At 67.6% G+C, this 14,219-nt stretch carries 9 protein-coding genes; 5 read left to right on the forward strand and 4 right to left on the reverse strand.

Features of this window, described 5'->3' with window-relative positions:
• From O3W51_RS37240 to O3W51_RS37250, 3 genes are all read right to left on the reverse strand, one after another.
• Positions 1-1,510 (reverse strand): condensation domain-containing protein (locus O3W51_RS37240; protein ID WP_138359569.1); only part of this gene is annotated, 1,510 nt, incomplete at its 3' end.
• Positions 1,507-2,877, reverse strand: coding sequence for a condensation domain-containing protein (locus O3W51_RS37245; protein WP_269288517.1), 1,371 nt, complete (start codon positions 2,875-2,877; stop codon positions 1,507-1,509). The genes O3W51_RS37240 and O3W51_RS37245, both read right to left, overlap by 4 nt.
• A complete protein-coding gene (locus O3W51_RS37250; RefSeq protein WP_269288518.1) occupies positions 2,852-9,355 on the reverse strand; it encodes a non-ribosomal peptide synthetase in 6,504 nt (2,167 codons plus the stop codon). Before O3W51_RS37250 ends, O3W51_RS37245 begins: the two co-directional genes overlap by 26 nt.
• A gap of 372 nt (positions 9,356-9,727) precedes the next feature.
• Between O3W51_RS37250 and O3W51_RS37255 the strand changes: the two genes are divergently transcribed.
• From O3W51_RS37255 to O3W51_RS37275, 5 genes are all read left to right on the forward strand, one after another.
• Positions 9,728-11,335, forward strand: coding sequence for a class I adenylate-forming enzyme family protein (locus tag O3W51_RS37255; protein WP_269288519.1), 1,608 nt, complete (start codon positions 9,728-9,730; stop codon positions 11,333-11,335).
• The gene (locus tag O3W51_RS37260; RefSeq protein WP_138351859.1) at positions 11,332-11,568 is read left to right on the forward strand and encodes a hypothetical protein; all 237 of its coding nucleotides are present in this window, start codon (positions 11,332-11,334) and stop codon (positions 11,566-11,568) included. Before O3W51_RS37255 ends, O3W51_RS37260 begins: the two co-directional genes overlap by 4 nt.
• A gap of 84 nt (positions 11,569-11,652) precedes the next feature.
• Positions 11,653-11,853, forward strand: a complete 201-nt coding sequence (locus O3W51_RS37265; RefSeq protein ID WP_138351858.1) for an MbtH family protein — start codon at positions 11,653-11,655, stop codon at positions 11,851-11,853.
• Between the two features lie 9 nt (positions 11,854-11,862).
• Positions 11,863-12,426 (forward strand): hypothetical protein, encoded by a 564-nt coding sequence (locus O3W51_RS37270; protein ID WP_138351857.1) that lies wholly within the window; start codon positions 11,863-11,865, stop codon positions 12,424-12,426.
• Complete coding sequence (locus O3W51_RS37275; protein WP_331284125.1) at positions 12,423-13,055, forward strand: DUF6875 domain-containing protein; 633 nt, start codon at positions 12,423-12,425, stop codon at positions 13,053-13,055. The genes O3W51_RS37270 and O3W51_RS37275 overlap by 4 nt, the downstream gene beginning before the upstream one ends.
• Positions 13,056-13,078: 23 nt before the next feature.
• Here O3W51_RS37275 and O3W51_RS37280 read toward each other — a convergent pair whose 3' ends face one another.
• Positions 13,079-14,011 carry a glutathione S-transferase C-terminal domain-containing protein gene (locus tag O3W51_RS37280; RefSeq protein WP_138351855.1) on the reverse strand — a complete coding sequence of 311 codons (933 nt, stop codon included), beginning with the start codon at positions 14,009-14,011 and terminating at the stop codon, positions 13,079-13,081.
• Positions 14,012-14,219: the final 208 nt, after the last annotated feature.

A 14,219-nucleotide genomic window follows, 5' to 3' on the forward strand; every position in this document is an offset into this window, starting at 1 on the left:
GGGTGATGAGGAGGTGAGCCAAGCGATTGGCTCGGGTGTTGAGTTCGGCGTAGGTCAGGGCGGTGTCGTCGCACGTCACGGCTACCGCGTCCGGTGCACACTCGGCCTGCGCCTCGAACAACCCCGGTAGTGTTGCGCTGTCATTCACCGTGGCGGTGTCATTGCGGGTGACCAGCAGTTCCCGCCGCTCCTCGTCGGTGAGCAGGTCGATCCGGCCGACCGGCCGGTCCGCGTCGGCGACCATCAGGTCGAGCACTTGGATCAGCCGATCGAGGAATCCGTTGGCCGCAGCTCGGTCGAAAAGGTCGTCGCGGTAGTCCAGACGCAGGTGGAGACGGCGGCCCGGCGCCGCGATCAGAGTGAGCGGGTAGTGCGTCGCGTCGCGTCCCCGGCCAAGGTCGGGGGCGATGTGTAGTCCCGCACCCACCGTGGCGGCGGTGTCATCCCAGGGATAGTTCTCGAACACCACGGAGGTGTCGAAGAGGTCGCCCAATCCCGCGAGCTGCTGGATACGGGCCAGCCCGAGATGGTGGTGTGCGGTCAGCCGCGACTGCTCATCCTGCAGCCGGACGACTGTGGCCAGCAGCGACTGCGCCGGGTCCAGCCTGACCCTCACGGGCACCATGGCGATGAGCAGGCCCACCATGGACTCCACACCGGACAGCTGCGGGTCACGACCTGCCACGACGGCGCCGAAAACCACGTCGTCATGGCCCGTACGGCGGCTCAGTACCAGACCCCAGCCGGCCTGCAGGACGGTGTTCAGGGTCACGCCCTGGCCGCGCGCCCACTCGGCGAGCGCGGCCGTGCGCTCCTCGTCCAGTTCGACAGTGATTCGTTCCGGCATCTGCGCGGCGCGTCCGGGATCCACCGGTGTGATCAGGGTGGGCTGTTCGAGGTCGGAGCAGACCTCGCGCCAGGCAGCCTCGGCCGCCGGTTGGTCCTGCTGGGCCAGCCAGCCCAGAAACTGGCGGTAGGGGGTGACCCGGGGGAGCGCAGCGGTGTCCCCGTGAGTGTCGTACAGCGCGGTCAGCTCGCGCACGAGGATGGGAGTGGACCAACCGTCGAGCAGGATGTGATGGGTGGTCAGGATGAGGCGGTGGTGCTCCCCGGCGAGCCGCACCAGGGAGAAGCGCAGCAGCGGCGGCTCAGCCAGGTCGAACCGGCGGCCGTGCTCCTTGGCGGCGAGTCGGACGAACTCCGCCTCCGCTGCGTCGCCGGGAAGCGAGGAGAGGTCGTACTCCTCCCAGGGAACCTCGACCTGACGGGAAATCGTCTGCACCGTCTGACCCGACCCCACCTGCCGGAAACCGGCGCGCAGGTTCGCGTGCCGCTGGACCAGGGCGCGGACCGCCGCCCGCAGGTTCTCACTGTCGAGGGCGCCCGCGATGTCGAATACGTGCTGCACCCCGTAGACGTCCGCGCCGTCCTGCTCATAGCGCGAGTGGAACAGCAGCCCCTCCTGCATCGGGGACAGGGGCAGAATGTCTTCCAGGCCCGACGACGTCATTTCTGGATCCTCCACGCGGCTTCGAGTTGCTCGATCTCGTGCTGGCTGAGTGTGGTCAGGGGGAAGTCCGAAGGCGTGTGGCCGCCGGTGCCGGACCGGTCACCGTGCCGGACCAGGCCGCGGATCGCGCGGAACCAGTCCTCGGCAAGGTCGCGGACGTGCTGCTCGGGCCAGAGATCGGGGGCCCACGTCCAGACGGCTTCCAACCAGGGGCCGTCCGGAGTGTCGCGGACCATCGAGTTGACCTCCAGTCCGTGCGCCAGGGCGGTGCCCGGATCAGCGCCGCTCAGCAAGCCCGCCTCCGATGCCACGGCCCACGCCGGGTTGCCCGCAACGAGGGGGGTTCCGGCTGAAGCGAACCGGCCGAGGTAGTTGAAGCCCAGCTGGGGCACCGCGAGCCGACGCAGCTCCGATCCGGTCGACGGATTGAGGTGGCGCAGCAGACCGAAGCCGACGCCTTTGTCGGGCAGGGAGCGCAACTGCTCCTTGACTCTTTTCAGGGCTTGCCCGAGGGCCGGTCCGCCGTCGGCGACCTCTTCCCAGCCCAGCGCGCCCGGGTCGATCCGGACGGGATACAGAGAGGTGAACCAGCCCACGGTGCGGGACAGGTCCGTGTCCTCGATGATCTCCTCGCGGCCGTGGCCCTCGACATCCACCAACAGCTCGGTGTGCCGCCCGCGGGCATGACGGCGCCGCCACTGGGCGACCGCCAGGGCGAGCGCGGTCAGCAGTACATCGTTGACCCCCGCGTGGAAGGCGGCCGGCACCGTCGTCAGGAGTGAGGTGGTGACGTCGGGTGGAAGGGAAAGCGTGAGGTCGCGGGCCCGGCCGACGGTGTCCCGTCCTGGATCCAGCCGGTCAGCGGTCAGCGGTGGGTCAGCAGCGGTCAGCAGATCGGCCCACAGCCGCACTTCCGCGGCACGAGCTGGATGGCGGGCCTCCGCCGTCAGCAGCCGGGACCAGCGTTGCAACGAGGTGTGCACCGGCTCCAACCCCGGGGCCCGGCCGCGCGCGACCGCCTCCCAACCGGCGACCAGATCCGCAAGCAGCAGCCGCCAGGACACCCCGTCCACCACCAGGTGGTTGACCAGGAACAGCAGACGGCCGGCACGACTGGGCCCGGCATCGAACCAGACCGCTTGGAGCAGCACCCCCCGCTCCGTCGACAGGCGGGCGGCCGCCGAGTCCAGGTGATCCCGTACCAGCGCCTCGTCGAACGTGCCTGCGCCCACGTCGACGCGGTGCACCAGGTCGGCAGCCGGGACGGCGCCGACCGGAAGAACTTCCAGCGACCACGGCCGGCGGCTTGCGCGGCTCGGGGTCCGGGTCAGTCGCAGGGCGTCATGGTGGTCCACGAGCGCCTGCACGGAGGCGGTCCTCGCCCAGATCGGCCGGCACCTGCAGCAGCATCGCCTGGTAGAACGGGTCGATCGCGCCGCCGCGCTCGTCGAACCAGAGCATGATCGGTGTGGGCTCCACCGTACCGATGCCCGCTCCATCGGTTGCCGGAGCCGACTGGGGCAAGTCCTCGGCGACGTCCGCCAGCCCAGCCACGGTCCGCCGCTCGAAGATGTCCCGGACCGCGAAACCGACCCCTGCCGTGCGCGCCAGGCTCACCAGGCGGATCGAGATGATGCTGTCCCCGCCGAGTGCGAAGAAGTCGTCATCAAGGCCGACCCGGTTCACACCGAGGGCCCGTGCGAACAGCTCACCGAGCAGCCGTTCGCGCGCCGTCCGCGGCTCGCGTCCCGGGGCGTCCGCCTGCGGAGCCGGGTCAGGATCGGGCAGCGCGGTGTGGTCGAGCTTGCCATTGGCAGTCAGCGGCAACCTGTCCAGCTGGACGAACACCGACGGCAGCATGTAGTCCGGCAGCCGCCGGCGGGCGAACTCACGCAGGCTCTCCGCAGGCAGCGCGTTGGTGGCGGCGACGTACGCGATGAGGCGGATCGTGCCTTGTTGGTTTTCGTGGGTGATGACGGCGGCTTGGGTGATGTCGGGGTGGTCGGTGAGGACTTTCTCGATTTCGCCGGGTTCGATGCGGAAGCCGCGGATTTTGATTTGGTGGTCGGCGCGGCCGGTGTATTCGAGGTTGCCGTCGCCGTTCCAGCGGGCGAGGTCGCCGGTGCGGTACATGCGTGTGCCGGGTTGTGGGTTGTGGGGGTCTGCGGTGAAGCGTTCTGCGGTGAGTGCGGGTTGGTTGAGGTAGCCGAGGGCGAGGCCGGTGCCGGCGATGTAGAGCTCGCCGGTGACGCCGGGTGGGACGGGTTGGAGGTGGTTGTCGAGGATGTATATGCGGGTGTTGGCCATGGGGCGGCCGATGGGCACGGTGGCGTTGCCCGTGTAGGGGTTGGGGATGGGGTAGCAGGTGGCGAAGGTGGTGGTTTCGGTGGGTCCGTAGCCGTCGGTGACGGTGGTGGTGGGGCAGGCTTGTTGGAGGCGTTGGACGGATGCACCGGATACGGCTTCGCCGCCGGTCCAGATCTGCTGCACCCCGGTGAGGGTTTCGGGGTGGTGTTCGGTCATGACGTTGAACAGGGAGCTGGTGAGCCAGGCTGCGGTGACGTGGTGTTCGGTGATGGTTTTCTGCAGTAGGGGGATGTCGAGGTCGCCGGCGGGGGCGATGACGATGGCGCCGCCGTTGAGGAGTGGGACCCAGATTTCGTAGGTGGAGGCGTCGAAGGCGGAGGGTGAGTGGTGCAGAACCCGCTGGTGCGCGTGGGGATCGAAGCGGGGGTCGAGGGCGAGTGAGGTGACGTTGCGGTGGGTGACGACGACGCCTTTGGGGGTGCCGGTGGAGCCGGAGGTGTACATCACGTACGCGGCGGCGTCCGGCTGGACCGTGACATCGGGTGCGTGGTGGCTGTCGCCGTCCAACCGGGCCGCGTCGGTGTCGGTGATGAGGAGGTGAGGTGTTGCGGTAGGGAGTGCGGTTTGTGAGGTGGTGTCGGTGAGGACGAGTGCGGTGTCGGTCTGCTCGAGGATGTGGTGGATGCGCTCACTCGGATAGCGGGCGTCGAGCGGGACGTAGACCGCGCCGGTCTTCATCAGGGCCAGGAGCGTCGTGATGGTCTCGGGTGAGCGTTGCAGGAGAACGGCGACGGCATCGCCGGGGCGGACTCCGCGGGCGATGAGATGGTGCGCGAGGTGGTTGGCGCGAGTGTTCAGCTCCGCGTACGAAAGCGTGGTGTGGGCGGTGATGAGGGCGGGGGCGTCCGGGGTTTTCGTCACTTGCCGGGTGAACAGGTCAGCCAGGGAGGCCTCGGGCAGAGGCAGCGCGGTGTCCTGCCAGGTGTGGTGGAGGTGGTGGTGTTCGGTGGGGGTGAGGACGTTGATGGTGCTGAGCGGCTGATCGGGGTGGATGGTCGCAGCGTCGAGGAGCTGGATCCAGCGGTCGAACAGATCATGGACCGTAGGTGCGTCGTAGATATCGCTCGAGTACTCGACGGCACCGTCGATGCCCTGAGGCTCGCCGTTGGGACCGCGTTGCTCGGCAAGACTGAAGAACAAGTCGAACTTTGCCGTCCCCGTCCTACCCAGCTCGACACCGGCACGCACTCCGGGAAGCTCCAACGCACTCACGGGTGCGTTTTGGAGGGCGAGCATGATTTGGAAGAGGGGGTGGTGGGCGAGGGTGCGGGTGGGGTTGAGGATTTCGACGAGGTATTCGAAGGGGACGTCTTGGTGGGCGTAGGCGGCGAGTGAGGTTTCGCGGACCTGGTTGAGGAGTTGGGTGAAGGTGGGGTCGCCGGTGGTGTCGGTGCGCAGGACGAGGGTGTTGACGAAGAATCCGATGAGGTGGTCGAGGTTCTGGTCGGTGCGGCCGGCGATGGGGCTGCCGAGGGGGATGTCGTGGCCCGCGCCGAGGCGGGTCAGCAGGGAGGCGAGGCCTGCTTGGAGGACCATGAACAGACTGGTCCCGGTGGATCGGGCGAGGTCGGCGAGACGCTGGTGGAGTTCGGGGTTGATGGCGACGGTGACGTAGTCCCCGCGGTAGGTCATCACGGCCGGACGGGGCCGGTCGGTGGGGATGCTCAGCTGGTCGGGAAGATCGGCCAGGGCGTTCGTCCAGTAGTCGATCTGGGTGGCGAAGAGGCTGTCGGGGTCGTTCTGGTCGCCGAGGAGTTCGTTCTGCCACAGGGTGTAGTCCGCGTACTGCACCGGCAGTGGAACCCAGTTCGGGACTTCTCCTTGGGTGCGGGCGGTGTAGGCGTGCGTGAGGTCGGAGGCGAGGGGTCCGAGAGACCAGCCGTCGCCCGCGATGTGGTGGACCACCAGCAGCAGGATATGCTCCTGGGAGGAGAGCTCGAAGAGATCGGCTCGCAGCGGAGGTTCCACGGTCAGGTCGAACGCATGCCGAGCTCCCCGGCGCAGCACATCATCCAGTTCGGACTCAGTGGTTCCGGTGATGGGCAGCTCCATGGTCGCTATGTCGAGCACTCGTTGATACGGAGTGCCGTCGACCTCGGGCAGGATCGTGCGCAGGCTTTCGTGCCGTGCGACGAGGTCACCGAGCGCGGCGCGCAGCGCATCCCGGTCCAACTGGCCGGTGAACCGCAGCACGAGGGGAATGTTGTAGGTGGCGCTGGGCCCCTCCATCTGGTGGAGGAACCACAACCTGCGCTGAGCGAACGACAGCGGCATGACCTCAGGTCGCTCCCGCACGGTGAGCGCCAGTCGTCCAGGTGCAGCGGTGTCGAGCAGGGCCGCCACCGCGGCCGGCGTCGGGCCCTCGAAGAGCGTTCGTAGACCGACCTCGACGCCGAAGACCGATCGGATCTGCGCGATGAGGCGGGTGGCGAGCAGTGAGTGCCCGCCCAGATCGAAGAAATTGTCGTCGACCCCGGCCCGCGGCAGCCCCAGTACCTGCGCGAACAGGTCGCAGACGATCTGCTCCTGCGGAGTGCGTGCCTCCCGGCCCGACCCGACCGACGCGAAGTCCGGCGCCGGCAGAGCGGCTCGGTCGAGCTTGCCATTAGTGGTCAATGGCAGACGATCGAGCAGGATCACGGCCGAGGGGACCATGTGCTCCGGCAGGTTCTCCTGCGCGAAATCCCGTACCTGCTGCGGTAAAAGAGCATCCCGTGCCACCACGTACGCCACCAGACGGGAGTCACCCGGCCGCTCCTCGTACACGATCGCGGTCGTCTGAGCCACCGACGGATGAGCGGACAACGCCGCCTCGACGTCACCGAGTTCGATGCGGAAGCCGCGGATCTTGACCTGGTGGTCGGCGCGGCCGATGAATTCCAGCTCACCGTCGCCGTTCCAGCGCACGAGGTCGCCCGTGCGATACATCCGTCCGCCGGGCTCCAGACCGAACGGGTCGGCGACGAACCGCTCAGCTGTCAGGGCGGAACGGCCGAGGTAGCCGCGGGCCACGCCGGCGCCCGCGATGTACAGCTCACCCACCACACCGGGCGCCACCAACTGCAAACCGCCGTCCAGCACATAGGTGCGCAGGTCGGGAATGCCGACGCCGATCACGCTCGCAGCCTCGTTGCTCACCCGATCACGGGTCAGCGGCTGATAGGTCACGTGCACCGTGGTCTCGGTGATGCCATACATGTTGACCAGCACCGGTGCATCGTCGGGATGCCGCAGGTACCAGTCGGCCAGGCGGGAGGGCTGCAGCGCCTCGCCGCCGAACACCACAACGCGCAAACTGAGCTGCCGGGCCGGCCGGGACGTGTCGGCATCGGCCTGCACCAACTGGTAGAAGGCCGACGGTGTCTGGTTGAGAACGGTGACACCCTGCTCGGCGAGCAGGTCCAGAAACGCCCCCGGCGTTCGGCTCACCTCGAAGGGCACCACGACCAGTCGGCCGCCGTGCAGCAGCGGCCCCCAGAGCTCCCAGACGGAGAAGTCGAAGGCGTACGAGTGGAACAGCGTCCAGACGTCGTCGGCGCCGAAGCCGAACCACTGGCGGGTGGCGTCGAACAGCCTGACCACGTTCCGGTGAGTGTTGACGACGCCTTTGGGGCGGCCGGTGGAGCCGGAGGTGTAGATGATGTAGGCGGGGTGGTGGGGGGTGAGGGGGGTGGTGCGGTCGTGGTCGGTGGGGTTGTGGGTGGGTTGGTGGGTGAGGTCGGTTGCGAGGGTGGGGTGGTCGAGGTGGAGGGTGTGGTTGGTGTGGTGGGGGAGGTTGGTCTGGGTTGTGGTGGTCAGGGTGAGGGTGGGTTGGGCGTCGGTGAGCATGTGGTTGAGGCGTGGGGTGGGGTATTGGGGGTCGAGGGGGAGGTAGGCGGCGCCGGTTTTGAGGACGGCGAGGATGGCGGTGACGAGGTCGGTGGAGCGGGGCAGGGCGAGGGCGACGTTGTGTTCGGGGCCGATGCCGTGGGTGATGAGGAGGTGAGCCAAGCGATTGGCTCGGGTGTTGAGTTCGGCGTAGGTCAGGGCGGTGTCGTCGCACGTCACGGCTACCGCGTCCGGTGCACACTCGGCCTGCGCCTCGAACAACCCCGGCAGCGTGGTCTCTGCAACTGGCGGAGCATCCGCGGCCATACCCAGCAGGGCGGTGCGGTCCTCGTCGGTGAGCAGGTCGATCCGGCCTACGGGTTGGGTGGGATCGGCCGTGGTCACGGCCCGTAACACGGTGAGCAGGCGCTGATGATGAGCGGCCAGCTCGCCGTCCGAGCAGATCTCAGGGTGGGCATTGACATCGACCTTGAGGCCGGTCCCGTCGCGCCGGTCCCACACGGCGACCGTGAAGTCGCCCACCAGGCCCGAGGAAAGGTTGTGCGCGGTGGTCGGCAGACCGGCGAAGTCGAGCACGTAGTCGAACGACATCACGTTGACGACCGGTGCGTACCACGTTCCCAGACTGCCCGGCAGGTCCAGGTCCCGTTGCAGGTCCTCGGCCCGGTACCGCTGGTGCCTGCCCAGCTCGACCACTCGGTCCGCGATCTGCCCGAGGAGGTCACCGAGCGACAGATCCGGTCGGAACGAGAGCCGCAGCGGAAGGACGTTGGAGGCCATGCCGGGAGTACGGCGCTGGAGCTGGTCCAGACGCCCGGTCACCGGCAGGCCGAGCACGACGCACGATGAGCCGGTCATCCGATGGAGATAGACGGCTGTTGCCGCGATGACCAGGTGTGACCAAGGGGCCCGGGCGTGCCGCGCCGCTGCGCGTAAGTCGTTCAGCTCCACGGCCCCCAGGCCGGCTGTCCGCCGAAGGTAGTGCTCCGGGGTGGTCGACGGCCGGTCGACGAACCCGGTCGGTTCGGGGCGGTCGGCGAATTGCTCGGTCCAGTACTCCCGGTCGAGGGAGAATTGTTGGGAATCGCGGTACTTCTCATCGGCGGCCAGCAGCTCGTGCAACGGGCTGAAGGGGCTAGGTTTCACCGGGTGGTCCTGGACAAGGGCGGTGTAGACCTCGGCGACCCGGCGGGTGATCAGGAGTGCTCCGAAGGCGTCCATCACGGCGTGGTGGTAGCCCTGGTACCAGTAGAAGCGGTCGGGGCCCAGACGGAGCAGCGCGTACTCGAAGAGCCGGTCGCCGGCGAGGTCCATCGGCCGGGCCACCGCGGCCTCCAGCCAGGCGTGGGCGGCTCGTTCGGGGTCGGGTTCGGCGCTGAGGTCGATCATCGTGGGCGACCAGTCACCGAGTCCGTGGAGGACCTGTCGGCCGTCGCCGCGCTCTTCCACAAAACGGACGTGCAGTGCCTCCGTCTCGGAGACAACCCGCAGGAGGGCTTGCTCGAAGAGCACCGGATCCACTCGTCCGTGGATTTCCAGATAGTCGCCCACCCGGAAAACCCGGTTGGCTCCCGCCAACCGCTGTTCGGCCATCCATATCTCGCGTTGCGCGGCCGTGAGCGGCAGTGTGGCGCCAGCACTGATGGACAAGTCCCCACCTCCGGAATATCCCCCGCGCGGACATTGCCTGGGGGAGAAAAGTAAAAGAAATCCTGACAGCCGCGAAGACAATGAGAAAGCGCGACCGGACATCGGAGAATGCGCGACCGTCTGACCATCGGAACGGTGGGTCGCCTCGTACGCCGGAACCGGCGCAACTGCCCTGAACCAAAATCCCTAGAAACCTAACCCGAGGTCACTGGGTGGTCAAGGAGATCAATGTGGGAGGTCTCGTATGTGTCCCGCCGGCGGGACAACCGGCGTACGCCGCAGCCGACGGAATCCTGTGGGCGCACAGCCTCGCGGGCGGTCCAACGACGATCCCCGCAGGTGTGCGCTGCCGAGGACTCGCTGGTGAGAGGAGTGCGAACGGCTTCGACTGCCACGCCGGTCACCTCACGCGCAGGGTCCTCCAGCGGCGCATCGCGTCGAATGCCGGCTCCTTCCGAGGCGGTCCGGGTGCGTTGGTGGCGTGCTTGCTCGGCGTTTCTCGGCGGTGCTAACTTCACCGTCATCAAATGCCGGAGCGAATATTGCACGGGCCGGTTTTCTCGTAAGGATGCGTTTATGGCGGATGCATGGTGGGGAGAACACCTGTTGGGTCGAGGGGCCGACGACGAGCTGTGGGCGGTTTCCCGTGCTCCCGTCACCCGTGGCGAACTCCGGGCAGCGGTCGGTGGCCTTGCAGGAGATTTCCGGGAGCACGGTATTGCCCACGGCAGCTCCGTTCTACTGCGCATGAAGCCGAGTTTCACGTATCTGCAGGTACTGCTGGCTCTGTGGAGCCGCGGGGCGCAAGTCATTCTGGTCGATTTTCGGCTGAGACCGGCCGAATACGAGCCGCTGGTGGAGCTGGTGCGTCCGCAGTACCTGGTTGCGGCGGCCGGGGCTGATGGGCCGGTGGCCGGATTCCGTCAGGAGTCCGCATTCTCGGTCCGGCGGCTGTCGAACGGGCGGCCGGCCGACGACGACATCCGCCTGGTGCAGTTCAGCTCGGGTTCGACGGGCAGGCCGAAGGTCATCGGCCGCCCGGCCGACTCCGTGCTGGCCGAGCTCGACCGGCACGCCGCACTCCCCGGGGTTCCTGGCAAGGGCGACCGGGTTCTGCTGCTGAACTCCGTCATGCACAACATGGGTCTGGTCAGTGGGGTGCTGCATGCGCTGGTGTCCGGGGCGACGCTGGTCGTCCCCCCGACGCTCCGCCCCACCGAGGTGGTGCGGCTGATGTCAGCCGCCGAGATCTCCGCCGTGTACGGGACACCCGCCCACTACGAACTCCTGGTGCGCACAAGGGATCCGCTGGACCTGCCCTCGCTGCGGCTGGCCGTCTCGGGCGGTGAGCGGGTTCCGCACGAGACCTACGAGCAGTTCGGTGAGCGCTTCGGCCTGCCGATCAGCCAGGTCTACGGCCTGACCGAGATCGGGCTGATCGCTGGTGACCTCTCCGGGACGTGCCTGCCCCCACAGCTGGGGCCACCGGTGCCGGGGGCCGAGGTGAAAGTCGTCGACGAGGAGCTCCACGTCCGGATGGACCGCTCGCCGTACCTCTACGGGGAGTATGCCGACCGCTTCACGGACGGCTGGCTGCGGACCTTCGACCGATTTCACCAGGACCCGACGACCGGGGTGCTGACCATGCTCGGCCGGACCGACTCGCTCGTCATCGTCGGCGGGTTGAAGGTCGACCTCACAGAAGTGGAGGCGGCCCTGCTGAGCCATCCCCGGGTGACCGATGCCGTGGTGACCCATGCGGAGGCCATCGAAGCGTTCGTCGGAGCCCATGAGGCGGTCACCGCGGACGAACTCACCGTCTGGTGCCGGGAACGGTTGAGCGCGGCCAAAATCCCCAGGCGGTTCTTCGTCACGCGGCAGCTGCCCCGGAACTCGATGGGCAAGTTGACCCGCAACCGCGCACTGATGCACGAGCACGTCACGTCGGAGGCGTCTTCCAAGCCATGGGACACAGCATGATCTCAAAGAGTGACATCAGAGTGATCCTGTCCGAGAATGCCGGGCTCGGGCCCCCGGACGAGTTTCCCGACGATGCCGAACTGGTGATCGACTCGCTCACCCTGCTCGTCCTCCAACATGTGCTGGAGGAGAAGCACGGTGTCGTCATAGACCCGCAGTTCGAGGACATGGAGCTGTTCACCTCGATCAACGGGATTCACAAGTACGTGATGAGGGTCGTCGAAGAGAGATGACGAACCCCACCGCCCGGCAATGCCGGCGCGGGCATGAAGCATGCGCAGCCACCCGAATCTGACCACTTTCTGTAGGGAGAAACGATGGCCAACCCCTTCGAGAACCCTGACGGCAGCTACCTCGTACTCGTCAACAACGAGGGCCAGCACTCGCTGTGGCCCGCCTTCGCCGAAGTGCCCGCGGGCTGGACGGTCGCCCTCGCCGAGACCGACCGCCAGTCCTGCCTCGACTACGTCGAGGAGCACTGGACCGACATACGCCCCCTCAGCCTCGTACGCCGATAGGAGAACGCGATGGACGACACCGCCTTCCAGACACTGCTCCTGAGAGAAGAGGACCTCGAAGAGTCGTTCTTCGGCGAGGAACCGAGCGCCGCCTACGACCCCAGCTTCGTTTCCGGTGACGAGTCGGGGCGCGCCATTGTCGACCTGACGAACATGCTGACGCACGGCACGCATCCGGAGGCGACACAGCATGCCTCCGCACTGTTCACGAACGTCGTGGGCTCGGTGATATTCCACAACGTCACGCGGTTCGGCAACCAGGCCTGCCGGCAGGTGTTCGAGGAGATCTCCGCCGCAGTACGCGACTGCACGCACTACCGGATGGAACTGAACGACGGCGTCCAGCTGGACATCACGAAAGTCGGCCAGGAACCGATCTCCGTCGGAGACGGCAGCTTCATGGTGCGATGGCTGTCCACCGTCGAGCACTTCCGTATCGAGACGTCCTGGGTCATCGTGATGAAGGACGACATCCTTTCGCTGGTGAACACCCGAGTCCCGGACGAGTCCGAGATCCGTCGTCTCGCGCGCATCGCGGTCGATCGCGTGTCGGATCTGACGGGAACACCATGAACTCCACGGGATCCGTCGTCGATATCGAGTCCGCGCTCGAATCGGTCGACTTATGGCTGACCGACTACATTGCGACGAACCATCCGGAGATCGGCCGAATGGGCCCCATCTGCCCTTTCGTGGCCCCCTCTCGCAAGAACAGAACCATGGAGATCCGTATCCGCCTGGTCGGGCACTCGCCGACCCCCGACCTGGTGGAGGAGATCGTACGGAGCAGCCTGCACGAGTACCTGCTGACCTCCTGGCAGGGACGGAATCCCATGCTGCGCGCCATGGTGGTCGTCCTTCCCGATCTCCACAGCGAGGACACCGAGCTTCTCGACAAGGCGCAGGAACGCGTCAAGGACGACTACGTGGCGCAGGGCCTCATGGTCGGTCAGTTCCACGAGAACTGCGATGTGAGGGCAGCAAGGAATCCGCGGTTCGCTGTGAGCAAGGCACCCGTACCCGTCCTCGCGATTCGCTCCATCGCCCTGCACGACATCTTCTTCCTGTCCGAGCGGGCGCAATGGTTCGAGAAGTACCGTGAGAAGTTCGGCAAGTTCTTCGGACCGCAGACCGCGCCGATGGACGCGATCCTGGTGGAGCGCTACCGGCAGTCCGAACGGGACTACGGGTACCGGGACTGACCTCGCCGTTGCGCCGACAACGCTCAGCTGATCCGCAGGACTCCGGGGAGCTCGATCGCGGCGCCTGATGATTCCGGGCCACGGCAGGTGCGGCGGTGCAGACGGGCCATCCGGTCCGTGCGGAGGTTGTCGCGGAAGGCCGGGTGGCCGTGCAGGCGTCGCACGTAGGCCCACAGGCGGTCGTGCCGGGCGATGGCGTGTACCGCGTCGGCGTCCAGGTGGAGACGGCCGACGAGGTCGAGGTGTACGAGGGTCACCCAGAGGTCCACGTCCGCGGCGGTCAGTTCGTCGCCCAGCGCATAGGGCCCGGTGGCCAGTTGGCGGTCGAGAAGGTCCAGTGCCGCGAGCAGGGTTTCCAGCGCCTCCCCTCGGCGGTGCGATGCCGGGGCCGCACCGGCCCGTTGGGCGGCTTCGGCGATGTCCTCGTCAAGGAGTTGCCGGATGGTCTCGATGTCCGCGACGAGGGCCGGCGGGCGCAGGCGGGGCAGGCCGTCCCGGCCGTGCTCGGTGAGGTGGTCGGCGAGGTCGACGAGGTCGCGGAGGATGTCGGGGGTCTGATCGCTGACGATGCGTCCGCTCCAGCGGTCGGACAGCGCGGGCACGGTGAGTGGACCGTCGTAGTGGTGCCGGGTGGCCTCGTAGGCGCTGCGCAGTGCCACGAGCGGGTCGGGGGTGCCGGCCGACCGGGGGACGGGGGTGATGGTGACCGAGTCCGTGAGGGCGAGCAGGTCCAGGGTGATCGACACCCGCAGGGACCGCGGACAGCCCGGCGCTAGGTACACGTTGTAGCGGAGGGGCGCCGGATAGAACCCGCCGGCGAGGTCGACGCCGATACGGCTGCCGAAGTGCGACGCGCGGGCGGCCAGGGTGACCTGGGGGTCGGACACGGCGGGTCGGAGATCGCGGACGGTGGCCGGGCGTGAGGTGAGCGGGCTGGGCAGAGCTGTCTCGGGCATGGCTCTCCAATGCGGGCAGGGAAGCAGCCTGGGTGTGCCGAAGCGGCGTCGGTGGCAGGACGCCTGGAGAGCCCGGTGTCTGGGTGTGCGGACGACGCCTGGCCCGGTGATGTGCGCCTACGGGAGCCCCTCAGGAGCTGTCCCGGTCAGACCGCCGGGCTGCCGGTCGCGCTGCAGACCCGCAACAGGTCGATGTGGAGACGTCGGG

It is taken from the genome of Streptomyces sp. H39-C1, from assembly GCF_027158125.1.
GTDB classification, from domain to species: domain Bacteria; phylum Actinomycetota; class Actinomycetes; order Streptomycetales; family Streptomycetaceae; genus Actinacidiphila; species Actinacidiphila fildesensis.

Bases quoted from the DNA above. Each gene is read 5' to 3' on its own strand.
- O3W51_RS37270 (WP_138351857.1), top strand. From the start codon at position 11,863: ATGGACGACACCGCCTTCCAGACACTGCTCCTGAGAGAAGAGGACCTC.
- O3W51_RS37265 (WP_138351858.1), top strand. From the start codon at position 11,653: ATGGCCAACCCCTTCGAGAACCCTGACGGCAGCTACCTCGTACTCGTC.
- O3W51_RS37280 (WP_138351855.1), bottom strand. From the start codon at position 14,011: ATGCCCGAGACAGCTCTGCCCAGCCCGCTCACCTCACGCCCGGCCACC.
- O3W51_RS37260 (WP_138351859.1), top strand. From the start codon at position 11,332: ATGATCTCAAAGAGTGACATCAGAGTGATCCTGTCCGAGAATGCCGGG.
- O3W51_RS37275 (WP_331284125.1), top strand. From the start codon at position 12,423: ATGAACTCCACGGGATCCGTCGTCGATATCGAGTCCGCGCTCGAATCG.